The 23587-nt window shown below is 69.4% G+C and carries 15 protein-coding genes and 1 pseudogene; 5 read left to right on the plus strand and 11 right to left on the minus strand.

Going from position 1 to position 23587, the window contains the following annotated elements; genetic code table 11:
- Window positions 1-18: 18 nt before the first annotated feature.
- Window positions 19-5529, minus strand: coding sequence for an ATP-binding protein (locus QH948_RS01145; RefSeq protein ID WP_281145153.1), 5511 nt, complete (start codon window positions 5527-5529; stop codon window positions 19-21).
- A gap of 185 nt (window positions 5530-5714) precedes the next feature.
- Between QH948_RS01145 and QH948_RS01150 the strand changes: the two genes are divergently transcribed.
- The 4 genes and pseudogenes from QH948_RS01150 to QH948_RS01165 all read left to right on the plus strand — a co-directional run.
- The gene (locus tag QH948_RS01150; RefSeq protein WP_281145154.1) at window positions 5715-7169 is read left to right on the plus strand and encodes a sensor histidine kinase; all 1455 of its coding nucleotides are present in this window, start codon (window positions 5715-5717) and stop codon (window positions 7167-7169) included.
- Window positions 7166-7828, plus strand: a complete 663-nt coding sequence (locus tag QH948_RS01155) for a response regulator transcription factor (protein ID WP_281145155.1) — start codon at window positions 7166-7168, stop codon at window positions 7826-7828. The genes QH948_RS01150 and QH948_RS01155 overlap by 4 nt, the downstream gene beginning before the upstream one ends.
- An 80-nt stretch (window positions 7829-7908) precedes the next feature.
- Window positions 7909-8412: a macro domain-containing protein gene (locus QH948_RS01160; RefSeq protein WP_281145156.1), complete on the plus strand. Its 504-nt coding sequence runs from the start codon at window positions 7909-7911 to the stop codon at window positions 8410-8412.
- A gap of 8 nt (window positions 8413-8420) precedes the next feature.
- Window positions 8421-9259: pseudogene (locus QH948_RS01165) on the plus strand (KUP/HAK/KT family potassium transporter); the annotation flags it as partial.
- 175 nt (window positions 9260-9434) lie between these two features.
- Here the strand turns inward: QH948_RS01165 and QH948_RS01170 are convergent.
- Entirely contained in the window at window positions 9435-10673 is a 1239-nt protein-coding gene (locus QH948_RS01170) for an MFS transporter (protein WP_281145157.1), read from the minus strand.
- Between the two features lie 414 nt (window positions 10674-11087).
- Between QH948_RS01170 and QH948_RS01175 the strand changes: the two genes are divergently transcribed.
- Window positions 11088-12845, plus strand: a complete 1758-nt coding sequence (locus QH948_RS01175; protein WP_281145158.1) for a S8 family serine peptidase — start codon at window positions 11088-11090, stop codon at window positions 12843-12845.
- Between the two features lie 77 nt (window positions 12846-12922).
- Here the strand turns inward: QH948_RS01175 and QH948_RS01180 are convergent, their stop codons facing one another.
- From QH948_RS01180 to QH948_RS01220, 9 genes are all read right to left on the minus strand, one after another.
- A complete protein-coding gene (locus QH948_RS01180; protein ID WP_281145159.1) occupies window positions 12923-14623 on the minus strand; it encodes a fumarate hydratase in 1701 nt (566 codons plus the stop codon).
- Between the two features lie 734 nt (window positions 14624-15357).
- A complete protein-coding gene (locus QH948_RS01185; RefSeq protein ID WP_281145160.1) occupies window positions 15358-16182 on the minus strand; it encodes an NAD(P)H-dependent flavin oxidoreductase in 825 nt (274 codons plus the stop codon).
- Window positions 16183-16314: 132 nt separating this feature from the next.
- The gene (locus QH948_RS01190; protein WP_281145161.1) at window positions 16315-16878 is read right to left on the minus strand and encodes a type 4a pilus biogenesis protein PilO; all 564 of its coding nucleotides are present in this window, start codon (window positions 16876-16878) and stop codon (window positions 16315-16317) included.
- 1 nt (window position 16879) lies between these two features.
- On the minus strand, window positions 16880-17704 hold the full coding sequence (locus tag QH948_RS01195) for a hypothetical protein (RefSeq protein WP_281145162.1): 825 nt from the start codon (window positions 17702-17704) through the stop codon (window positions 16880-16882).
- Window positions 17701-18840, minus strand: a complete 1140-nt coding sequence (gene pilM, locus QH948_RS01200; RefSeq protein WP_281145163.1) for a type IV pilus assembly protein PilM — start codon at window positions 18838-18840, stop codon at window positions 17701-17703. The genes QH948_RS01195 and pilM overlap by 4 nt, the downstream gene beginning before the upstream one ends.
- Before the next feature lie 31 nt (window positions 18841-18871).
- The gene (locus QH948_RS01205) at window positions 18872-19684 is read right to left on the minus strand and encodes a prepilin peptidase (protein WP_281145164.1); all 813 of its coding nucleotides are present in this window, start codon (window positions 19682-19684) and stop codon (window positions 18872-18874) included.
- Entirely contained in the window at window positions 19681-21480 is a 1800-nt protein-coding gene (locus tag QH948_RS01210; protein WP_281145165.1) for a hypothetical protein, read from the minus strand. The genes QH948_RS01205 and QH948_RS01210 overlap by 4 nt, the downstream gene beginning before the upstream one ends.
- On the minus strand, window positions 21480-22169 hold the full coding sequence (locus tag QH948_RS01215) for a PilW family protein (RefSeq protein WP_281145166.1): 690 nt from the start codon (window positions 22167-22169) through the stop codon (window positions 21480-21482). The genes QH948_RS01210 and QH948_RS01215 overlap by 1 nt, the downstream gene beginning before the upstream one ends.
- On the minus strand, window positions 22166-23512 hold the full coding sequence (locus QH948_RS01220; RefSeq protein WP_281145167.1) for a carboxypeptidase regulatory-like domain-containing protein: 1347 nt from the start codon (window positions 23510-23512) through the stop codon (window positions 22166-22168). The genes QH948_RS01215 and QH948_RS01220 overlap by 4 nt, the downstream gene beginning before the upstream one ends.
- Window positions 23513-23587 lie beyond the last annotated feature (75 nt).

Consider the following 23587-nt stretch of genomic DNA (forward strand, 5'->3'; position numbering starts at 1 on the left):
CCGATGCCCGGCCACGGATCAGACCAGGGGCTGCTCGATGGTCGAGATGATCGCGGGGCGCAGCTCCGACGGGGAGATGACGCGGTCGACGGAGCCGACCTCCACCGCGCGGTGGATGCTGTGCACGCCGTCGAACCCGGCGGCCACCTCCGAGATCTTCTCGGCCCGCACGGCCGCCCGCACGTCGGCGAGCTCCAGCTGCAGCTCGCCACGGCCCTCCGGCGAGGCTGAGCGGAGTCTGGCGTCGAGCTCGGCGACCCGGGGGTCGGAAGAGACGCGCTTGTCGACGTCGCGCGCGAACACCACGGCCGCGGCCGGGGCGCCGCCGATCACGGAGGCATAGGAGCCCTCGATCGCCAGGACGGTCATGTTCTCGTTCAGTCGCTTGGAGAACACGACGAAGGCGCCGCCGTGGTAGCGCGAGATCACCACGAAGACGATGCGTCCCTGGAAGTTGACGATCGCGCGGCCGATCTCGGCGCCGTACTCCAACTGCAGGTTCCGCATCGACTCCGGGGACCCGTCGAAGCCCGACAGGTTCGCCAGCACCACAAGCGGCCGGTTGCCCGACGCGGCGTTGATCGCGCGCGCTGCCTTCTTCGATGACCGTGGAAACAGTGTGCCGGCCGTGAATGTGTCCGGCCCGTCGGTGGGCGGGAAGCCCGTGCGGGTCACGGGTGTCGACTCGATGCCGAGCACGCTGACCGAGTGCCCGCCGATCCTCCCGTCCATCACAACGGCGGTCTCCGCGTCGGCCATCCCGGCCCAGCGCTCGACCTGCGGGTGGTCCTGGTCGCACACCGACGCGATGACCGTGCGGATGTCGAAGGCCTTTTTGCGGTCCGGGTTGTGCTCGGCCGAGAAGATCTGACCCACCGTCGAGAAGTCGGATCCGGGGGCGTGGTGCGGGAAGTCGCTCACGTCGCGGTCGGACGGATCCGCCGTCGCAGCGACGCGAGGAGCATCCTCGCCCGGCGCGACGTAGGTGTGGTCGTAGTGGCCGAGCAGGATGCCCATCGCGGCGCCCAGGTTCGGCGCCCAGTACTGGGCCTGGCCGTTGGGGCCCATCACGCGGTCGTACCCGCCGATGCCGAAGTTGTCCTCCGCGCTCACCCCGCCGGAGAAGTCCAGCGACTGCTTACCCGTCAGCACCATGGCCGAGTCCGGGGTCATCACGAGGATGCCGCGGGTGTGCATCAGCATGGTCGCCTCGGCATTCCAGTACGGCTGCGCGCCGACGTTGATGCCCGCGACGACGACGTTGATCTCGCCGCCCGCCTGCGTGAACTCGACGATCCGGCGCAGCGCGGCCCCGACCCAGTCCATGTTCTCCGTGCCCGAGTCCATCGAGATCCTGGCGCCCGAGCTGAGCGTGAACCATTCGACGGGAATCCGCTCGGCCTCGGCGAGATCGAGAGCGGCCATGATACGGGAGCATTCCGGCTCCGCGACGGCGCCGAGCCCCTTCGTCGGATCGCCGGACAGCACGATGCGGCGCACGCCCTGCGGGTGCAGCGCCGTCGGCGTAGTGACGTCGGCGACGATGATGCCGGCGGTGTTGAGGCCGGGGGCGCGGTCGACGGGCACGAGGGTGCCACCGCCGTCGAGGTCGAGTTCCTGCAACGAGCCGCCGGCGCCGGTCAGCGTGCCAACCAGCTCGTACGGGTACACCAGCCCGCGGCGTCGGGCGCGCAGCACCTTGCCCGCGTAGTCGTCGAGCGGCTTCAACGGCTCGGCGGGCGGCGGGGTGACCGAGGCGGTGACACCGGCGCCGGGCTGCGAGTGGAAGCGCACGGCGAGCGGCGTCAGGGTGCCGTCGGGCTGCACGAAGCGGCCCTGACACAGCACCTCCTCGATGCCCGCCCCGTCGGACAGGGGCGTGATCTTGTTCTGCAACGGAACGACGTCGTCGAGCGACAGATCGACCTCCGGCCACACGTCGATCCAGACATGGTTCATGTCCAGCTGGCTGCCGGCCTTGCCGCGAGAGGTCCGGGTGCGGCGGATGGCCTCCAGGCAGTGCGCGACCGCCCGTTCGGCGTGCGGCAGGCCCAGCAGCGTGCCGTCGGCGTCTCGGACGGCGGCGAGCTGGCGCACCTGGGCCATGGCGACCAGGCGTCGGTCCTGCGGGTTGGAGCGTGCGACGCACTCGAACAGCCACACGTCCTCGGGAGACGGCAGGCGCGTCGTCTCGAACTCCGACAGCCGCCACAGGTCGAGGCGGCGGCCGGCCATCGGGTGCGTGCCGCGCACGCGCGGGTCCTCGACGAGCGCGCCGTCCTCGAACCGGAACGTGTAGTAGTCGACATCGCCGTTGCACACGCCGATCGCGACGCGGGCGATATTCGGCCCCCACGCCCACGACGACAGCGTGTCGGTCAGGTCGGCAGCCAACGCATCGGCGTCAGACTCGTCGGCGCCGGTCACGTACAGCTCGACGACCCCGTCCGTGTCGTCATCACGACCATCGAGCGCGTCAGACACCAGCGACTCGAGTGGTCCTCCCGCATCCAGCTCGCCGACGGTGCCGGCGGTCGTGATGAACCGGCGCGGCCTGCCCTCCAGCGTGTAGGCGGCCGTCACGACGGCGCGGCCGCCGGTGGAGGAACGGACCACGTCGCGCAGCCCGTACTCGGCGTAGTACTTCTGCAGCAGCACCTCCAGCATCGGCAGGGTGGCCGGAATGCCGTTGTCGAGGGCCCGCGCGAGGTAGGTCGCCGTCCACTCATGCACGCCGGCGAGCCTGCGGATGCGCTCCTGGTAGTCGGGGGCGTCGACGTCGGCGGCCAGCGCGGCCACCTCGTCGCCGAAGCCGGCCAGCACCTCGGCGCGCTCGGCGTCGACCTGGGGCTGGTCGAACCAGCGGAACCGGACGGAGCGCGACATGTCGCCGATCGCGGGGAAGCGCAGCTGCGTGACCCGCAGCAGGCGCTCGAGCACCGCCCGTGCCCGGCCGGAGCGGCCGTTCTCGGGCGACGCCTCGCCGAGCCACCGCTCCAGGACGCCCAGCACGACGGGGACGCCGTCGGCGACGCGCTTCTGCGCGAGGAAGATCCGGAACACGGCCTCCTCCAGCTCCGGGGTGCGGTCCAGCGACTCCACCTGGTAGTGACGCAGCACGCGTCCCAGGCGGGCGACGAAGCTCTCCGGCAGCCCGGCGCGGTCGGCGTCGAGCGTTGTCAGGTAGCTGTGGAAGTACTCGCGGTCCGAGTGGATCCGCAGCTCGGTGGGGTCCTGCTCGCCGAAGGGACGGTTCCGGGTCAGCTCCGCGAGGTCGGCGAACAGGTCGACCAGCGCGATCTCACCGTCGACGATGACCCCGCGGGCCTCCTCGGGCGCCTCGGCCCGGGCGGCGAGGTAGGCCGCGAGCGGTCTGTCGGCGGGATCGACGTCGAAACCGAGCAGCGCGGCGGACAGGCTGGAGCGCAGCGCCGCCAGCCGCGCGTCCGATGCCGCCGCAGGCGGGGCCTCCGGCAGGTCGACGGTGGCCGCCGAGGCCTGCTCCGGCTGTTCGTCGCCCGACTCGATGGGCTCGAGGCGTGCGAGCGGGGCCATGGTCTCGACCTGCGAGCCGGTCATGACCTGGAGCTCCTTCACCCGGGCGGTGAAGGGGGCGGGGATCGCGGTCTCCATCTTCATGGACTCGAGCACGACGACGGGGGAGCCTGCCTCCACGATCGCACCGACGGCCACGGGGGTCGCGACGACCAGGGCCGGGGCGGGCGAGCGCAGCACGCCGCCCTCGTCCCGGGAGACGCGGTGCGTGACCCCGTCGACCTCGATCAGGTGCACGGGGCCGTGCGCCGCGTGGACGATGCGGTGCTTCTCGCCGTTCACCACGACGCGGCCGTGCACGTCGTCCAACCGGGTGACCGTGGCCTCCACGCACGTGCCGTCGACGACGACGCGGTACCGGCCGGGGGCGGTGCCGAACGTGGTGACGGTGTGTACCTGGCCGCGGAGCTTCAGGTCACCCGTGATGCCGGAGGCGTGCTGCGTCTGGGGCCGCCCTCCGCGGGCGGTGGACAGCAGGCGCTCGGCCTCGGCGCGGGTGGCCTCCTCGTAGGACTCGATGGCGGCGACAACCAGCGCGATGCCGGCGTGCTCGTCGGCGACGAGGCCTCCCTCGGCGCGGACCCGGTCGATCCAGCCGGTGTCGGCCCACTCCACGGGGGCGCCGCGGCGCGACGTGTCGGCGGGGGCCGACGCCGGGCCGACGACCTCGGGGCGGGCCAGCAGTTCGAGCACGAAGCTCTTGTTCGTGGCCCCACCCTCGATGACGACGGTGGTCTCGCGCATGGCGCGGCGCAGGCGGCCCAGCGCCTCGGAACGGGTGCGGCCGAACGCGATGATCTTGGCGATCATGGAGTCGAAGTCGGCGGGGATGGTGTCGCCCTCGGCGACGCCCGTGTCGACGCGGATGCCGGGGCCGGCCGGCAGGTCGAGGCGGGTGATGAGGCCGGGCGCCGGCGCGAAGTCGCGGTCGGGGTCCTCCGCGTTCAGGCGGGCCTCGACCGCGTGGCCGAACTCGGTCGGACGGTCGGTCAGCAGCCCCCCGCCCGCGACGTGCAACTGCGCCTTGACAAGGTCGAACTCATTGGTGACCTCGGTGATGGGGTGCTCGACCTGCAGGCGAGTGTTGACCTCGAGGAACGCAAAGAGGCGGTCCGCCGGATGGTAGAGGAACTCGACGGTCGCGGCCCCGCGGTAGCCCACCGACAGGGCCAGTCGCTCGGCCGACTCCTTCACCTGGGCCGTCTGCTCGGCCGTCAGGAGCGGGGAGGCGGACTCCTCGATGATCTTCTGGTTGCGGCGCTGGACCGTGCAGTCGCGCACGCCGAGCGCCCAGGCGGTCTCGCCGTCGGAGATGAGCTGAACCTCGACGTGGCGCGCGCCGGTGACGAGCTTCTCCAGGAAGACGATGCCGGACCCGAAGGCGCGCTCTGCCTCGTCGCGCGTGCGCTGGTAAGCGTCCTCGAGGTCCGCCGCGGTGTCGACGCGGCGGATCCCGCGACCGCCGCCGCCGGCCGTTGCCTTCAGCATCAGGGGGTAGCCGATGCGGTCCGCCGCCGCCAGGGCCTCGTCGAGCGTGTCGACTCCGCCGCGGGACCACGGCGCGACGGGCACTCCGACCTCCTCGGCGAGCAGCTTGGAGCCGATCTTGTCGCCAAGGCGGCGCATGGCCTCGCCCGAGGGGCCGACGAACGTGATGCCGAGGTTCTCGACCAGGTCGGCGAAGGCCGCGTCCTCGGCGACGAACCCCCAGCCCACCCACACGGCGTCCGCGCGGGCCTCGAGCAGCACCCGGGCCAGGAGGTCATGGTTCAGGTACGGCCGCTCGGAGGCCGGGCCCAGTGGGTATGCCTCGTCGGCCTCGCGCGCGAACATCGCCGAGCGCTCCTGGTCGGTGTACAGCGCGATGGTGACCAGTGGCTCGGCCTCGGGGTGCTCGGCGTTGAGATCGCGGACCGCGTGGATGAGCCGCATGGCGGACTCGCCACGGTTGACGATGGCAATGCGCCGGAGCATCTGACCTCCTGGGAGCCGGGCGGCCCGGGAATACACGGACCTTAGGTACAGATTTCCCCATCGGCGGGTGATCGGGGCGGAGGTCGACGGCCAATGTCGGCTGGTGATGTTTGTGGAGGTCCGACAACCTGACTGTGGGAACCGCTGCACTGGTCGCTCAGGGCGAACGCCCTACGATGGGCGGCATGCCGATGTCCCCTCCCGTCCCGAGGAGAACTTCGCTGCGCGCCCGCATCATGCTGCCGATGATCCTGCTGGCCGCCCTGGCGCTGGTGCTGGCCGGCGTCGTCTCGGCGTCCATCCAGCACAACGCGATCATCAGCGGCATCGACGACCAGTTGGAGGGCACCCGCGACGAGCTGCGCGTGCTCGCGACCCAGGGCGTCGACCCGTCGACCGGCCAGCCGTTCACGACCCCGTCCGCTCTGCTGCGCAGCTACCTGGCCCGCTCGGCGGTGGTCGACGCGGCGGGCGAGATGGCGATCGTCGACGGGAAGGTCGCGTGGGTGTCGTCGAGCGATGTGCCCGTGCGGCCCGAGAACGACGCCCAGCTCGTCGAGGAGGTCAAGGTCCTCGCCGAGGACGACGAAAGCGTCATCCGCACCCTCGCCACCGACTCGGCCCGCTACCGCGCGCTCGTCGTGCCCGTGCAGTTCCCCGGGTCGACGGGGGCGCTTGTGACGGTCTACGACCTCGGGCTCGCCGAGGCCGGACTGCGGCAGACCATGCTCGTCTACTCCCTGACCGGCCTCATCACGCTGCTGCTCGTCGCCCTGGCGTCGTGGCGGGTGGTGGGCACGGTCCTCAGGCCCATCGAGGAGCTGCGCCGCACCACAGAGGCCATCGGCGAGCGCGACCTCGCGACCCGTGTCCCCGTGACCGGGCACGATGAGCTGGCCCGGCTGTCCAGCACGGTCAACCTCATGCTCGACCGCGTCCAGCGGGCCGTCGAGGGGCAGCGGAACCTCCTCGACGACGTCGGGCACGAGCTGCGCACGCCCATCACCGTCGTGCGTGGGCACCTGGAGCTCGTCGACGCCTCGGACCCCGACGACGTCGCCCAGACCCGCGACCTAGCGCTCGACGAGCTCGACCGGATGGGGGTGCTCGTCAACGATCTCCTGATGCTGGCGAAGTCCACGGAGTCCGACTTCGTGAACCCGACCTGGACCGACCTGGCTGTGCTGACCGATCAGGTCGCCGAGAAGGCCCGCGCGCTCGGCCCCCGCGCGTGGCGGCTGGAGTCGGTCGCGGACGCTGAGGCATGGCTGGATCCGCTGCGCATCACGCAGGCGTGGCTGCAGCTGGCGGCCAATGCGGTGAAGTACTCGGCGGAGGGATCGCCGGTCTCGATCGGCTCGCGTCTCCACCGCGGGGAGGTCCACCTCTGGGTTGCCGACGAGGGGATCGGCATCGCGCCCGAAGAGCTGCACCGGGTGCGTGAGCGCTTCGGCCGCGCCCGCAACGCTCCCGACCAGCAGCACGGCGCCGGGCTCGGGCTCAGCATCGTCGAGTCGATCGTCGGTGCGCACGGGGGGCGTCTCGACATCGAATCGGAGGCGGGGGCCGGGTCCACCTTCACGCTCGTACTCCCGCTCGGACCTGCGGTAGACCCGACGACAAGGGACGATGAGGCATGAGCACAGTGCTGATCATCGAGGATGAGGCCCGGATCGCCGCGTTCATCGCGAAGGGACTGCGGTCCGCCGGGTTCACGTCGCATCAGACCGGATCGGGGATCGAGGGCGCAGTGCTCGCCGTACACGGGGACTTCGACCTGGTCGTCCTCGACGTCGGGCTGCCCGACATCGACGGGTTCGAGGTGCTGGAGCGGATCCGTGGGCAAGGCGTGAAGGTGCCCGTCATCATGCTGACGGCGCGCACGTCGGTCGCCGACCGCGTCGCGGGACTCGAGGGCGGCGCCGACGACTACATGCCGAAGCCATTCTCGTTCGAGGAACTGCTGGCCCGCATCCGGCTCAGGCTCCGCACCGAGGCGCCGACGGCTGCCGAGCCGACGCAGCTCAGCCACGACGGGTTGACGCTCGACCTGCGGACGCGCCGGGCCGAGGTCAATGGCCGCTCCATCGACCTGTCGGCGCGGGAGTTCACCTTGGCGGAGACGTTCCTGCGGAACCCGGGCCAGGTGCTGAGTCGCGAGCAGCTGCTCAGCAACGTGTGGGGATATGACTTCGACGCGGGCAGCAACGTCGTCGACGTGTACGTGCGGTACCTGCGGAGGAAGCTGGGCCGCGAGCGGTTCGAGACGGTCCGTGGGATGGGGTACCGGCTCGTCTGACCTAGCCACACGGCGACCGGGATGGATCTTTCGGCCGCTCGGCCAGCTCCGGCGGCCGCTCCCGGGTGGATGATGTGGCCATGAAGGTCACCGTGGAGCAGGGCGACATCACCGCCCAGCGGGTCGACGCGATCGTCAACGCCGCCAACAATGCGATGCGCGGGGGAGGAGGCGTCGACGGCGCCATCCACCGTGTCGGTGGGCCGGCGGTCCTCGCCGACTGCATCCGCCGGTTTCCTGGAGGCCTGGCCACCGGTGACGCCGGCTGGACCTCCGCGGGGGACCTGCCCGCCCGCTGGGTGATCCACACCGTCGGACCAGTGCACGGGCACGGCAGCCGCGACCAGCTGCTGTCGTGCTACCGGCGGGCGTTGGAGATTGCCGACGAACTCGGCGCCCACAGCGTCGCGTTCCCCCTGATCAGCGCCGGGGTCTACGGCTGGCCGAAGGCAGACGCCGTCGCCGCCGCGATCGAGGGCATCGTCTCGTCGGGCAGTGCCGTCGACGAGGCGAGGATCGTCGCGCACGACGGTGCCACCTACGCGATGGTCGGTTCCGCGCTCGACGCCGCGGGTCTGAGGTGAGCGGCGCGGTGGCGGTCGCCGCACGGCACGGCGCCACCGTGCCCCCGTCGAAATCCACCTCGCTGCCGCTCGCGTTTGCGGCGCTCGGCATCGTGTTCGGCGACATCGGAACCAGTCCCCTGTACGCGCTGCAGACGGTTTTCTCCATCGAGCACAACACCGTCGCCCCCACTCCGCTCGACGTGTACGGCGTCATCTCCTTGATGTTCTGGTCCGTGATGTTCGTCGTGTCGATCAAGTACGTGCTGCTCGTCATGCGCGCCGACAACGACGGCGAGGGAGGCATCCTCGCCCTGGTCGCGCTGCTCCGGCGCTGCCTGGAGGGCCGGACGCGCCTGCTGGGAGCGGTGACGCTGATGGGGATCGTCGGCGCGGCCCTGTTCTACGGTGACTCCGTTATCACGCCCGCCATCTCCGTTCTGTCGGCCATGGAGGGACTTGAGCTCGTCGCGCCGGCCGCGGGGCAATTCGTCCTATCCGGCGCGATTGCCGTCCTGACGTGCCTGTTCCTGATCCAGCGCCACGGCACGCACGTTGTCGGCCGGGCATTCCGTCCGGTGATGTCGCTGTGGTTCCTGACCATCGCGGTTCTTGGGATCTCCAAGAACGTCGCGCATCCACAGATCCTCGGCGCCGTGTCACCGCACTTCGCTGCTCAGTTCGTGCTGGGTCGGCCGTGGGTCGCGTTCATCGCGCTCGGCGCCATCGTCTTGTGCATCACGAAGCCGAGGCGTTGTACGCCGACATGGGCCACTTCGGGCGTCGGCCCATCCGGCTGGCCTGGTTTGCAGCGGTGCTCCCGTGCCTGCTGCTCAACTACTTCGGCCAGGGCGCCATGATCCTGAGCCCTGGGGCATTCTTGTGCGCGCTCTGGAGGCATGTGCCCACCTTCGTGCGCGGAGGGGGTTCGCCGGAGTGTCGCGCATAACTGTGGCCCTGGCCCCAGCACGCGTCGTATATCCGAGTGCTCCGGCTCCACCCACTTTTGTGCCCGACGGTGGCGGGTGTGAGGCGGCGGAGGGTCAGTGGATGTCAGCCGGGAGGTGGCGGCTGATGCGCCACAAGGGGACGGCACTGACCAGGCCGAGCAGGACCATGACCCACAGGATCGTCGTGATCCCCAGGGCGGTGCTCAGCCAGCCGGCGGCGAGCGCGCTGATCGGCATGGCGCCCCAGACGATGAACCGCACCGACGCGTTCATCCGGCTCAGCAGCGGGAGCGGGCAGAGTCGCTGGCGCAGCGACACCTGCGTGATGTTGTAGATCAGCACCGCGATGTTGCCGAGGAAACCGAGCGTGAAGATGATCCCCATCGCCAGAGGGCGGCTGTCGGCGGCGAGCAGCGCGAGCGGATAGGCCAGGAGCATCACCGTCGCGCCGAGTGCTGAGAAGCGCACGACATCCGCGGTCCCGTACTTGGCGGTCAGGCGCCCCGAGAGTGAGGCGCCGACGAGCCCGCCCGCGGCCCCGACTGCCATGGACAGGCCGTACTGGAATGACGTCATGCCGATCAGGCGCAGCACCACCAGCGGCACCAGCGTCATGGCGAACGTGTAGGCGACGCTGCTCAGCAGGTTGGCCAACGTGATGCGGCTGATCGGCGCGCTGTGCACTACATAGCTCAGCCCCTCGCGGATCTCCGCCCACAGGTTCCGTTCGCGCGTCGGGGGCCGACGCAGCGACTTCTCCTTGTCATGCGTCGCGATCAGGAAGATCGAGCTGATGAGATAGCCGACGCCGACTGCACCCAGCAGCACCGGCGCGGCGAGGACCTTCAGGAGCAGGCCGCCGATCGACGGGCCCGCCAGCCGCGCCAGCTGCACGCTGGCCTCCATCCGGGAGTTGGCCCGTCCGATGCGGTGCACGCCGACGAGGATCGGGATGAAGCTCTGGTAGGCGACGTCGAAGAACACCGTCGCCAGCCCGACGACCGCCGCGACGATGTACAGGTGCCAGAGCTGGAGCGAGCCGGTGAAGTAGAGCACCGGCACCGCGCTGACCGCGATGGCGCGGGTGAGGTTCGCGGCGATCAGCGTCGGGCGCTTCAACCAGCGATCGACCCAGGCGCCGGCCGGCAGCCCGAGGACCAGGAAGGCCGCCGTCGATGCCGCGTTCAGATAGCCGAGCTGTGCCTCGGAGGCGTGCAGCAGTTGGACCGAGATGATCGGCAGTGCGATCGTGCCGAGCTGGACGGCGAACTGGGCGAGCGACTCGCCCGTCCAGAACCGGTTGAAGTTGGGGTCCAGGCCGGCCTTGAACACGCTGCTCCTTCTCGTACCCCGAAACGGGCACGGCGGACGAGTCTACGCCCGGCCATCGCGACGCCGCGCACCGGCTCCCGGCGCTGGCCCGCCGCGCGTGGGCCGGCACGTCCACGGTGCCCCATGCAGACGCCAACGAAATACTCAGACGCCAACGATATTCGCGCGAATATCGTTGGCGTCGGTGAACATCGTTGGCGTCTGGGAAATAGCGTTGGCGTCCGTAGATTTCGTTGGCGTTGCGGAGTGAGGCGGGCGGGATTCAGGAGAGGGGAAGCGGAAGACTGGCGGGGCCTCGGGTGTGGATTGCCGTCTCACAACGGGTCGGGTCTCGTCTGGCGGCGAGAGAGGCCGATAGTTTCCTGCTGAGATCGGGGGCGTCCGTGCGACCGACTCACGTGAGAAAGGTTCCCCATGGAACGTGCGAGTAAGTGGATCGCCCTCCTGTCCGTCGGAGCGCTGCTCGCGGGCGTTGCCGCGACACCCGCCGCGGCGGCCCCCGCCACCGAGGACTACGTCGTCCTGACCAAGAAGGCCGGCTTCAGCGCCCAAGGCCTCGCCGACCTTGCCCAGCTGCAGGGTCAGCTCGTGCGGGAGCATCGGTCGCTGACCGACGCTCAGGCTGATGCGCTGCGGGGTGAATCGGACGTTCTCGCTGTCGTGGCCGACGTGAAGACACAGTGGATCGAGCCCTCCACGGTGAGCGCCCAGGCCAGTACCTCCACCAAGACGCCGTGGGGCCTCGACCGGATCGACCAGCGCTCCAAGACGCGCGACGGGAAGTTCAACACCAAGACCTATCCCGGCGACGGGACCGTCGCGATTGTCATCGACTCAGGCGTCACGGCCGTCGGTAGCCAGTTCGGCGACCGGCTCCTCGGCGGCTACGACTGGGTGGACGGAGACAGTGATGCCAGCGACTGCGACGGCCATGGCACCCACGTCGCCGGGACGATCGCCAGCCGTGACTACGGCGTAGCCACCGCCAGCTACATCCTGCCGCTGCGTGTCCTGGACTGCTCCGGCGCCGGGTACGCATCGGACGTGCTCGCGTCGCTCCTTCTCGTCTCACTCATGGTCGAGGATGAGCCCTCGCTGGTTGGGCACCTCGTCGTGAACCTCTCGCTCTCGGGGGACGTCGCCCAGGTCGGGGAGGATACGGCCCAGAACATCGAGGACGCTATCGCCGACCTGGTAGTGGCAGGGGTCCCGGTGGTGGTCGCGGCAGGCAACGGGGTGAGGGTTGGTGAGGGCTACAAGGGCATTCCAACTCGTAGCGTCACCCCCGCGCGTGCTTCAGACCCTGTCGTGGTGGGCGCGACAACCGAGGACGACAAACGTGCTGAGTTCTCGAACTATGGTGCTTCCGTCGACATCTTCGCACCCGGAGTGGGCATCACCAGCATCCTCCCGTCGGGGGATGCGAAGCCGATGGACGGCACCTCCATGGCCGCGCCGCACGTCACCGGCACCATCCTCCGCTCGATCGACCGGAAGGAGGCGTCGGCCGCCAGCGTCGTGAAGCGCGTTCTGTCCGAGGCCACCACGGGCGCGGTGAAGGACCTCAAGGGGTCGAAGGACCGGCTCGTGTACGTCCCGACGAAGCCGAACACCCCGACGTCGGTGAAGGCGACCCGCAGCGACTCCAAGCACACCGTAAAGCTGACCTGGAAGGCGCCGACCGCTGTCGATGGCTTCGCCGTCACCGGGTACGTCGTCGAGCGCGCCGGTAAGAAGGTCACGCTGAAGAACACCGCCCGCTCCTACACGTGGAAGTCGATCAAGCCGGGCACCAAGACGACGGTGTCCGTCCGCGCGATCAGCGCCAAGGGGACGGGCGCGGCGAAGTCCGTGACCGCCACCATGCTGGCGCTGCCGGGCAAGCCGAAGAGCGTCAAGGCCACGTCGGGGTCGAAGAAGGACCAGTCCGTCTCGATCATCGCGACCTGGAAGAAGCCCACCACCGGCGGCGGGAAGATCTCCGGCTACCTCGTGACCGCGGAGCGCAAGTCGGACGGCAAGAAGAAGACCATCACGGTCTCCTCCTCCGCCCGCAAGGCCACCGTCAAGGGCCTCAAGAAGGGCAAGGGCTACGTGGTCACCGTCAAGGCGAAGAACGCGGCCGGCAAGGGTTCGTCGTCGAAGAAGTCGTCGAAGGCCATCGCCCGCTGACACTGTCAGCTGTCACAGACGGGTCGGGCCCCCTCCGCTTCAGGAGGGGGCCCGACCTTTTCGGTTTCAATGCCAGATCAGATGCCGGGGCGCTTCTGGATCGTGGTGGCCAGCGGCTTGTTGACCTCGGCGAAGAAGTCGTTGCCCTTGTCGTCGACGACGATGAACGCCGGGAAGTCCTCGACGTCGATCTTCCAGATCGCCTCCATGCCCAGCTCGGGGTATTCGACCTGCTCCACCTTCTTGATGCAGTCCTGCGCCAGGCGGGCGGCGGGGCCACCGATCGAGCCGAGGTAGAAGCCGCCGTGCGCGTGGCAGGCGTCGGTGACGGCCTGGGAGCGGTTGCCCTTCGCCAGCATCACCATCGAGCCGCCCGCGGCCTGGAACTGGTCGACGTAGGAGTCCATCCGGCCGGCGGTCGTCGGGCCGAACGAACCCGACGCCATGCCCTCGGGCGTTTTGGCCGGCCCGGCGTAGTAGACGGGGTGGTCCTTGAGGTACTGCGGCATCTCCTCGCCGTTGTCGAGGCGCTCCTTGATCTTGGCGTGCGCGATGTCGCGGGCCACGATCAGCGACCCGGTCAGCGAGACGCGGGTCTTCACGGGGAAGCGGCTCAGCTCGGCGAGCACGTCGGCCATCGGCCGGTCGAGGTCGATCTTCACGGCCGCGCCCTTGCCGGTGCCGGAGACACCGTCGGTCTCCGCATCGAGCTCGTCGGCGACGACCTCCGGCATGAAGCGCGCAGGCTCGGTCTCGAGCTGCTCGATGAAAACGCCCTCGGGGGTGATCTTGCCCTTGCACTGGCGATCCGCCGAGCAGCTGACGGCGATCGCGACCGGCAGCGATGCGCCGTGGCGCGGCAGGCGGACGACGCGCACGTCGTGGCAGAAGTACTTGCCACCGAACTGCGCGCCGATGCCCAGCTTGCGGGTCAGCTCGAGGACCTTCTCCTCCAGCTCGAGGTCGCGGAAGCCGTTGGCGGCCATCGAGCCCTCGGTCGGGAGCTCGTCGAGGTACTTCGCGGAGGCGTACTTGGCCGTCTTCAGCGCGAACTCCGCCGACGTGCCGCCGACGACGATCGACAGGTGGTACGGCGGGCACGCGGCCGTGCCCAGGCCGCGGATCTTCTGCTCCAGGAACGTCATCATGGAGTCGGGGTTCAGGATCGCCTTGGTCTCCTGGAACAGGTAGCTCTTGTTCGCGGAGCCGCCGCCCTTGGCCATGAACAGGAACTTGTACGAGTTCTCGTGCCCGTCGGCGGTGTCGGCGTACAGCTCGATCTGCGCCGGCAGGTTGGAGCCGGTGTTCTGCTCGTCCCACATGGTCAGCGGCGCGTTCTGCGAGTAGCGCAGGTTCAGCTTGGTGTAGGCGTTGAACACGCCCTGCGACAGCGGACGCTCGTCGGTGCCCTCGCTGAGCACCTGCTGGCCGCGCTTGCCCATGATGATCGCGGTGCCGGTGTCCTGGCACATCGGCAGCACGCCGCCGGCTGCGATGTTGGCGTTCTTGAGCAGGTCGAGGGCCACGAACTTGTCGTTGGCGGAGGCCTCGTCGTCGTCGAGGATGTTGCGCAGCTGCTGCAGGTGCGCGGGGCGCAGGTAGTGCGCGATGTCGTGCATCGCGGTCTCGGCGAGCAGCGTCAACGCCTCGGGGGCGACCTTGAGGAACGTTCGCCCCTCCGGCCCCTCGACGACCTCGACGCCCTCGGTGGTCAGGCGCCGGTACGGCGTCTTGTCCTCGCCGATGGGCAGCATGTCAACGTAGCGAAACTCCGGCATGGTCCTTCTTCCTCGAATGCTTCGAGGTCAGTTTCTCAAACCGGATCGGGGTGTCAGCGAGCGGGGCGGGGCAAGGGCTGGAGGGCGCTGACGAGCCGTTTTACGCGTGAAATGGCTGTCGAAAAGAACGTGGTTTCGGTGGTTCCCTGAGCTTGTCCTTCGGTTCCCTGAGCTTGTCCTTCGGTTCCCTAAGCTTGTCCTTGGGTTCCCTGAGCTTGTCTGTCGGTTCCCTGAGCTTGTCTGTCGGTTCCCTGAGCTTGTCGAAGGGCGCCGAGCGGAGCGAGGCGGCGGTTCAGTGGGGACCCTTCGCTTCGCTCAGGGCGTTTCGACAGGCTCAACGACCCGGGATGGCGATTCGACAGGCTCAACGACCCGGGATGGCGTTTCGACAGGCCTGTGCTGAGCTTGTCTGTCGGTTCCCTGAGCTTGTCGAAGGGCGCCGAGCGGAGCGAGGCGGCGGTTCAGTGGGGACCCTTCGCTTCGCTCAGGGCGTTTCGACAGGCTCAACGACCCGGGATGGCGTTTCGACAGGCTCAACGACCCGGGATGGCGTTTCGACAGGCTCAACGATCCTGGATGGCGTCTCGACAGGCTCAACGAGCCGGGGCTGCGTTTCGACAGGCCTGTGCTGAGCTTGTTCTCCGGCTCCCTGAGCTTGTCTGTCGGTTCCCTGAGCTTGTCGAAGGGCGCCGAGCGGAGCGAGGCGGCGGTTCAGTGGGGACCCTTCGCTTCGCTCAGGGCGTTTCGACAGGCTCAACGACCCGGGATGGCGTTTCGATAGGCTCAACGACCCGGGATGGCGTTTCGATAGGCTCAACGACCCGGGATGGCGTTTCGACAGGCTCAACGACCCCGGCGAGGTGACGGACGACGTCGGCGGCGGGGCCGGTGGGGGCGCTGCGCCAGCCGGTCCCGGCCCACAGGTGCAGCCGGTCGGCATCTCCCGCCGCACCCGCGGCCTGCCTCAGCGCGCGGGCGAGGTGATGCGGGGCCGGGTAGCCGACGATCCCGTCCGGGTGCCGGCTGACGAACCCGCTGCGCAGCGCGCGGGCCGGTCGACCGGTGAAGGCCTGGGTGAACACCGTCTCGACGAACGACGGGTCGCCCAGCGCCCGCCGGTGCGTGGGCGAGGTGCCCGCCTCGTCCGTTCGGAGCAACAGGGTTCCCACGGCGACCGACTGCGCGCCAACGTCCAACAGCGCGCGCACCGCCTGTGGGCCGTCGACACCGCCCGTCGCGACGACCGACAGGTCCACCTCCCGCAGCACGCGTCGGAGAAGCGTGGCCGTAGGTATGGGCCCGGGTATGCGGACGGGGTCGAGCGTGGCGGAGTGGCCGCCGGCGGATGACCCCTGCACGACGAGTCCGTCCACTCCCGCGTCGCGGGCCAAGCTCGCCTCGGCCGGCGTCGTCACCGTCGCAAACACCCGTGACCCGGCGCGACGCAGCGCAGCGATGTCCCCAGGTTCGGGAAGCCCGAACGTCAGCGACACCACCGGCACGGGGTGGGCGAGCAGCCAGGCAAGCTTCTCGCCCTGCAGGGCGCGCAGCGCGGCCATCCCGGGGCGGTAGGATGAGCAAATCCTCCTTCTCATCGGCCGAAATCGCCCATGTGAACGCTCGCACGCTCGACGGCAAGTGTGTCGTGCTCATCGCGGCCCCGGGGAGGCGACCGACGGGGGTCGGGGGAGTCAGGAGGGGAGGAGGACCCAGGTGGTGCCGGACAGCTGGAGGGTGCCGTCCTCCTGGCCGTTGAACTGGGTCGAGGCGATGGTGACGATCCGCTTGGACTTCTGCAGGTTCGTGACGAAGGCCTCCAGCTGCGTGCGGGTGCCGTTGGCGGTCATCGTGAGCGGCACCGCGACGAGCGAGCTGTTCGGCGGGGCCGTGATCGTCAGGCCGGTCGGCGGCGTGTAGGCGGCGGCGGCGTCGAAGCTCAGTGTCCGCACGTCGACATCGGCCGACGTGGCGGCGTCGTCGATCTGGTTGATGAGCTCCTGCTGCGACCGGGCGGCGGGGATCGCCTGCTGCAGCGTCGACAGGTCGTCCCGGTAGCCGTCCATGTTCGCCATGTCGGCCGCCAGTTCACTGTTCTTCGCCTGCTGGGCGTCGTTGAGCTGGCGAATGCTCTCGGTCTGCGTGTTGGCCTGATCGATGCGGGCCAGCTGCGGCTGGATGCCGATTGCCCATCCCCCGAAGAGGATCGCGACGGCGAGGACGCCGATGATGATGAGGCTGAGGCGGTGCTTGTCCATGTCACTTCCCTTCGGTCGTGCCGTCGATGGTCGTGTCGTCGGTCTCGGTCGGCTCCTGGTTTGCGCCGGTCGCGACGTCCTGCAGCTGCTGGTGGAGGTCGGCCATCAGGTCCTCGTCGAGGTCCTTGACCCGTGACGTCCCGCCGAGCGCCTCGCTGCCGAGCTGAACGACGCCCGTGATGACGTAGCCCACCTCGTCGGAAGCGGAGACCGCGTCGACGGTGGCGCTCTGGAACCCGGTGAGCTCGCTCAGCGCGTTGAGCAGCGGGGTGGGGGAGTCGAACCTGTCCGCGTTCGCGGTGAAGGAGATCTGGATCACGCCCTGGGCGTCGAGGCCGCCGTTGTCGGACACGCTCCCGTCGTCGTTCCCCAGGCCCCGCACCGCGACGTCCTCGGTCACGAGCGTGACCTCGTCCGGCAGCACCGTGTCGAGCTCAGTCATCAGTCGCGCCCAGTTGGCCTCGGCGAACAGCGCCTCGGGCAACGCGAACTCGTAGTCGGCGAGGCTTCGCTTGACCGAGATCAGCTCGCTGTACTCATTCTGCTGCTGCACGAGCAGCTGGCCCCGGGTGCGCTCGTCGTCGAGCGTCGTCTCGGCCTTGAGGGCGAGCATCGACATGGCCAGGATTGCCATCACCACCGCGACGATCAGCGCCAGCAGCCCGTAGATGAGCGCCCGGATGGTGCGGGCGCTCCGGCGACGCGCCTCGACAATCGGCGGCACCAGGTCGACGCGGACCACGCCCATCACGGGGGTGCTGACGACGGCCCCGACGGGGAGGTCCTCCTGCCCGGCCTCGGGGCCGGTGGCAAGTCCTGCGCTCATTTCCTCGCTCCTCGTTTCGCGGCGGCCTTCTCCTTGGCGGTCGGGGCGGACCGGCCCGACTTCCTCGACGTCGGCGCCTGTGTCTGGGTCGCCGGACGCGCCTTCGCGCCCAGCGCGACGCCCAGGGGGGCCGCGAGCTCGAGTGCCCAGCGCTCCATCTCGGAGTCGCGCAGACGGCGCGCCATCTGGAACGCGCCCAGCGGGTTGCCGTAGCTCACCTCGACCCCCAGCGCCTTCGACAGGACGAGCGGGAGCCCCATGAGGCGGCTGCCGCCGCCGGTGAGGACCACCGTCTCGACGGGCGACTCGGGGTGCGAGTTCGACCAGTACGTGAAGGTGTTGCGCACCGATGTGATGAGGCCTGCGATGTTCTCGCGGAGCACGGTCTCGGCGTCGATGTCGCGGGCTGTGGTCGCCCCGCCCTGTAGTCCGCGGGAGATCTTGTCCTGCTCCGCCTCGGCGAAGCTGATGCCGAGCGCCCGCTCGATGCTGCGGGACACGTCGTCGCCGCCGCTCGGCACGAGGCGGACGAAGCCCGGCGTCCCGGCGCGGGAGATGACGACGGTGGTGCTGGAGGCGCCGACGTTGACGATCGCGTGGGTGCCCGGGTGGGGCGCCGGCAGCGCGCGGAGCAGCGAGAACCCGGAGAAGTCGATCGCGTCGATCTGCCGGCCGGAGTCCTCGATGGCCGTCACCGTCGTCTCGAGGCTGCTGCGGACCGTCGCGACTAGGAGCCCCTCCTGCCGGTATTCGCCGTTCTCGTGCACGTCGCGCAGCGGCAGGAAGTCGAGGATGGCGTCGTCGAGGTCGATCGGGACCTGCCCCTCGACCGCGAACCGCAGGCTCGTGCGGCGGCTGGTGCCCAGCAGGGCCGGCAGCGAGACCTCGCGCACGACGACCTTGCGGTTGCTGACGGCGAAGGCGACCTTACGGGTCGTGAACCCGCCGACCTTCCACAGGTCCTTCAGCGCGCGGATCGCGCGCGTCTGGTCGACGATCTCGCCGTCGTGGACGGTCCCCTCGGGGATCGGGATCGACGCGAACCGGCTGATCGCCGGCCGGGCTGTATACGGCGACTCGACCTGCACAGCGCGCAGCGACGTGCGGCTGAGGTCGAGTGCGACTACTGCTGCCATGTGGTCCTCCGGAGTGGGTGTGCCGTGCGCATCAGGCGAGTCCTGTCGCTGTCAGGTAGAGGTCGGCGAGCGGACGCCCGGCCCAGATGCCGAGGGCGGCGCCCAGCAGCATGAAGGGGCCGAACGGCAGCGCCGTCTTGCGGGTGGCCCGGCTGCCGGCCATCAGCGCGACGCCGACGAGCCCGCCGATCAGGAAGGCGGCGAAGGCGCCGACGAGCAGCTCGGCCCAGCCGAGCCAGGCCACCAGCATGCCCAGCGCGCCGGCGAGCTTCACATCGCCGAGCCCCATCCCGCCGGGGCGGAGCAGTGCGAGCGCCAGGTAGAAGCCGCCGAGCGCGATCCCGCCGATCAGCGCCGCGACCAGTCGCGCATAATCCCCGGTCAGCACGGAGGCGAGGATCAGCAGCGCGACGGTGACGGCGTACGACGGCAGCACGATGGCGTCGGGCAGGCGGTGATGGTCCACGTCGATCAGGGCGAGCGCGATGGCCACCGCGGTCCAGTACAGCAGCACGGGCAGCAATGCGGCGGGGTAGCTTCCCGCGTACGCGCCCCAGACGACGACCCCGAAGGCCGCCGCGGTGCAGCCCTCGACCGCCGGGTAGCGCGCCGAGATCGGCTCGTGGCAGTGGCGGCAGTGGGCGCGCAGCACCAGCCACGACAGGATCGGCACGTTGTCGTACCAGGCGATGTCGGCTCCGCAGCCCGGGCACGCGGAGCCGGGGCTGACGATGCTCTCGCCGCGCGGCACGCGCCAGATCACGACGTTGAGGAACGAGCCGATCAGGGCGCCGAGGACGACGGCCAGCGGGATGCCCACGACGGGTGGGAACAGGTCGCTCATGACGCCGACCCGTCGGCCGCGAAGACGGCCTTGCTCTCGACCCAGCTCGTCACGCCGTAGGTGGTGGTGACGGGGTTGAGAAACTTGGGCGGGGCGTAGAACTTGAACCGGTCGTCGTAGCGGTAGTCCTTGGCGTAGCCGTTGTTGATGGCCCCGGTGTAGCTGCTCGTCGTCGCGACAGTGCCGCGGTACTTCTGCGCGATCGCGCCGAGCACGGTCAGGGTGCCGCGGTTGCCGCCCTTGTCATAGTTCTGCACCTGGAACGTGTGCGCGACCGACAGGATGGCCGCCTCGATCGTGCGGTTCTTCGCCGTCAGCACGGCGCCGTCGGAGCTGTTGAGCGGGTTGTACACCCACACGGCGTTGTTGCCGACCAGACCGAGGATGTCCTCCTGGTCGTTGACGTAGGTGATGTCCCCGGTGATGAAGACGTAGTTCTCGGCGGCCAGCGTCGCGGCCCCGTTGAACTCGCCACTGACGAAGATGTCGCCCGCTCGGCAACCGTAGGTGGTGGTGGTCGGCGGGATCTCGTTCTTGGCGGGGAAGGAGATCTTGTTGGTGACGGTGCCGAAGCTCCAGCCGGGGCGGTCGGAGACCTTGCTCGTGGTGCACGTGAAGTTGGTCGGATTGGTGCTGGAGGACCAGTAGTTGACGTCGCTGGTGACCGACGGGACGTTCTGCACGTACATCACGTTGTTCTCCGGAACCGTGATGGTGGCGCCAGCCGAAGACTGCAGCGCGGAGATGGTCCCGCACTCGGCAGGCGACGTGCCCGTGGTGGAGTTCGCGTCCCCGATCCGGGTCTTCTTCGTGAATGGCGACTTGATGTTGACGGTGCCGTTCGCGTAGAAGGTGAACTGCGTCGGGCCTGTGTACAGGCACCCGGGCCGCGGGACCTCGGTAGCGACCAGGTCGGTGCGGGTCTCCTTCTTGAGTTCCGAGTTGGTGGCCGGCATGCCCACGACGCCGCCGCTGTAGCTGGGATAGCCGGCCAGCTCGAACGTCGGTTTGGTGCAGGTGTTGCCGCTGGAGTTCCTCGCCGAGTAGTAGGGCGAGCGGGAGTCGGCGGTGGTCACGGTGCCCTCGAACCTCGACCCGCAGGCTCGGATGGTGTCGTTGCTGTGTACCGGGCCCTGAAGGTCGTCGGCCGCGCCGAACGAGATCTCGTTGCAGGTCGAACCCACGGTGCGTCCGGCCCAGCTGTACTTGAGCGTCGTCATGGTGGCGTCAGTGAAGCAGGAGATGGTCGACGTGCCCGCGACGGACGGGTCCTGTGCCTCGTAGTCGGTGAAGTACAGGTAGTCGATGAACCCCTGCTGCTTCAGGTCTGCCGTCACGGTGCGGGTCGCGTCGCCCACCCTGCCCGTGGCGCGCACGCGGATGCGGCCGGTCGTCGCGTACTTGGAGTTGTCGACCTCGTAGCGGAACTGCGCGCGTTGGGTGCTGCCGCTCACGTTGGCCCAGGTCCCCGTGGCGCCGATTCCGAAGGCCTTGTTCGTCTCGCTGGGCAGCGTCACGGTGCTCGTCGCGCTGAAGGAGGAGGCGGGGTTCCCGAAGCGGTAGTAGCTGGTGTCGGCGGACAGGCGGCTTTGGTAGTCGTCGACCCCGGCGTAGGCGGCGGCCAGGGCCGCGTTCCAGTTGGCGTCGGCGCGGGCCTGTTTCATGCCGTTGACCGTGGTCACCACCAGCAGTGACATCAGCATCGCCAGCACCAGCCCGACGCCCATGACGGTGATCATCGCGGCGCCGCATTCACCCTCGCGGGGCTCGGGGAAACCGGGAAGGGTGTCGTCCATCACTTGACCTCCACTCGGGCGACGCCCAGGTTGGGCAGCCCCACCAGGTTCTGCAGCTTGACGGGGGCTGTGCGGCCGGAGCCGTTCGCCTGAACGTTCATGGTCACCTGCACCGCGGCGATGTTGCGGATCTGCGCCGTCGTCAGACTGGCACCAGCCGACGGGGTCAGCTGGTCGCCGTTCTTGTCGTAGTAGCGGAACAGGGGGCTGGCGCTGTCGGCGGGCAGCAGCGAGCGCGCGACGGTGCGGGAGTAGCTGGCGGTCGTGGCGAACTGCCAGTACGTCGTGTACACGTGCGTCGCGGCCCAGCGGGTCTCCACCAGCTCGTTCTTGGCGTTGCGGGAGAACTGGATGCGCCAGGGCGCCGGGTCGGTGGTCGAGCCGGCGTCGATGAAGGAGTTGATGATCATCTTCTCGGCGCCCGCGTAGTCGAAGACGGGGTTGTTGATGCTGTTGCCGTACACGGGGATCTCGGTGCCCGCCCTGATGACGCGGGTGACCTCGTTCATGGCAGTCGAGGCCAGCCTGCTGCTCGCGACGGCGCCCTGCTGGTCGGTCACCGACCTGGTCGACGTGACGAACATCGCCACGACGAGCGTCAGCAGCAGACCGGAGACGCCCATCGCGACCATCAGCTCGACCAGGGTGAGTCCCTCGTCCTCGCGGTGCATCCGGCGCAGCAGGCTCATGATGTGGTCCTCGGGTCGAGCGTGATCCTGCCGGAGGTGACCGACCCGTTCGAGGTCACCGAGATGCCGCTGGTGATCTTCGTGGTCTTCGCCCCGGAGCTCGCCCCGCGGTAGAGCTCCCAGGTCCCGAAGGGGAGCGCGAGCGTCGGGCTGGCGCTGCCCGACAGCACGGTGCCGAACGTGTAGGTCATGTAGGTCGACCCCACGGTCGTCGTCGCGGCGGCGCAGCCGGGGTCCCCGTCGCCGCCTCCGACGTAGACGGCCGTCACGTAGCTCCCGCTGCCGTTGGGGGAGGAGAGCTTGACGGTGCCCATCGCGACGGCCGCCGTCACTGTCGTGCCGCGGAGGCCGGCGACCGGATCGGGGCGGACGCCGGAGGTGGTGGACGTCGCCGTCCACTGCCCGGGATCGGTGGCCAGGCAGCTGGTCGCCGCGTTCTCCGGGGTCTCGGCGTAGGGGCCGGCCAGGAGGCTGTACCCGGACGAGATGGGGTAGGCGGCCAGGGACTTGGGGTTGGCCGTGGTGGTCGACGTGAAGAGCGAGGAGCCGTAGGTCGAGACCAGCGAGGTGGTCAGGTTCGTAGGCAGCGTCGCCGAGCCCCCCGCATACGTGGTGGTGAAGGTGACGGCCCGGTCGTAGGCGAAGCTCAGGCGCGAGGCCCCGCCGGCCGTGACCTCGACGGTCGCGGTGGGCGTGCTCAGCTGCTGCTCGTTGACGTAGCCCGACTTGCTGACGGAGGCGGTGAAGGAGCCGGCCGGCACCTTGAGGAGGTAGGCGCAGCCGTCGCTGTCGGTGGTGGTGGACGCGACGGTGGAGCTGGAGGTGGTGAGGTTCACGGTGGCACCACTCACGCCGGAGCCCGAGGCGTCGATGACGCCCACCAGGACGGTGCCGAGCGTCGGGTCGTTGATCTTGGTGCGCGGCGTGAGCGTGGAGTCGCTGTAGACGGGCTGCGCGCTGGCGGACATGTTGTCCCAGGTGACCTCGACCGTGAACTCCTTGTAGCGGATGGAGCCCGTCGTGTCGCCGGCCTGGCAGGTGGCGCTCACGCCGCTGCTGAAGGCCCAGGAGGTGCTGACGGCCACGTGGAATGTGTCGCCGTTCAGCTCGACGTCGCGGGTCGAGTTGACGATGTCGAACACGCTGGCGCGGGAGCGCTCGATGTCGACCTGCTGAGCCGCCAGATTGGCCGCGACGATGCGGGCCCTCGTGTCGCGCGACAGGGTCATGCCCGAGGTCATGACGTAGAGGAAGCCGGTGGCGATCATCGCGAAGATCATCATCGCGACGACCACCTCGACGAGCGTGAAACCGCCGTCGTCGAAGCGCTGCAGTCGTCGCATGGCGGGCCTCCGTCCGTCGGGTGGGGTGGGGTGGGGTGTGGAAACGTCGTGCCCGCGCGGTGGGGGGACCGCGCA

The organism is Tessaracoccus lacteus, assembly GCF_029917005.1.
In the GTDB taxonomy this organism is placed as follows: domain Bacteria; phylum Actinomycetota; class Actinomycetes; order Propionibacteriales; family Propionibacteriaceae; genus Arachnia; species Arachnia lactea.

Excerpts from the sequence above, each read along its gene's own strand:
- QH948_RS01180 (WP_281145159.1), bottom strand. The coding sequence starts at position 14,623 with ATGCCGGAGTTTCGCTACGTTGACATGCTGCCCATCGGCGAGGACAAG.
- QH948_RS01220 (WP_281145167.1), bottom strand. The coding sequence starts at position 23,512 with ATGCGACGACTGCAGCGCTTCGACGACGGCGGTTTCACGCTCGTCGAG.
- QH948_RS01150 (WP_281145154.1), top strand. The coding sequence starts at position 5,715 with ATGCCGATGTCCCCTCCCGTCCCGAGGAGAACTTCGCTGCGCGCCCGC.
- QH948_RS01195 (WP_281145162.1), bottom strand. The coding sequence starts at position 17,704 with ATGAGCGCAGGACTTGCCACCGGCCCCGAGGCCGGGCAGGAGGACCTC.
- QH948_RS01210 (WP_281145165.1), bottom strand. The coding sequence starts at position 21,480 with ATGGACGACACCCTTCCCGGTTTCCCCGAGCCCCGCGAGGGTGAATGC.
- QH948_RS01155 (WP_281145155.1), top strand. The coding sequence starts at position 7,166 with ATGAGCACAGTGCTGATCATCGAGGATGAGGCCCGGATCGCCGCGTTC.
- QH948_RS01185 (WP_281145160.1), bottom strand. The coding sequence starts at position 16,182 with ATGGCCGCGCTGCGCGCCCTGCAGGGCGAGAAGCTTGCCTGGCTGCTC.
- QH948_RS01145 (WP_281145153.1), bottom strand. The coding sequence starts at position 5,529 with ATGCTCCGGCGCATTGCCATCGTCAACCGTGGCGAGTCCGCCATGCGG.
- QH948_RS01190 (WP_281145161.1), bottom strand. The coding sequence starts at position 16,878 with ATGGACAAGCACCGCCTCAGCCTCATCATCATCGGCGTCCTCGCCGTC.
- QH948_RS01175 (WP_281145158.1), top strand. The coding sequence starts at position 11,088 with ATGGAACGTGCGAGTAAGTGGATCGCCCTCCTGTCCGTCGGAGCGCTG.
- pilM (WP_281145163.1), bottom strand. The coding sequence starts at position 18,840 with ATGGCAGCAGTAGTCGCACTCGACCTCAGCCGCACGTCGCTGCGCGCT.
- QH948_RS01205 (WP_281145164.1), bottom strand. The coding sequence starts at position 19,684 with ATGAGCGACCTGTTCCCACCCGTCGTGGGCATCCCGCTGGCCGTCGTC.
- QH948_RS01160 (WP_281145156.1), top strand. The coding sequence starts at position 7,909 with ATGAAGGTCACCGTGGAGCAGGGCGACATCACCGCCCAGCGGGTCGAC.
- QH948_RS01215 (WP_281145166.1), bottom strand. The coding sequence starts at position 22,169 with ATGAGCCTGCTGCGCCGGATGCACCGCGAGGACGAGGGACTCACCCTG.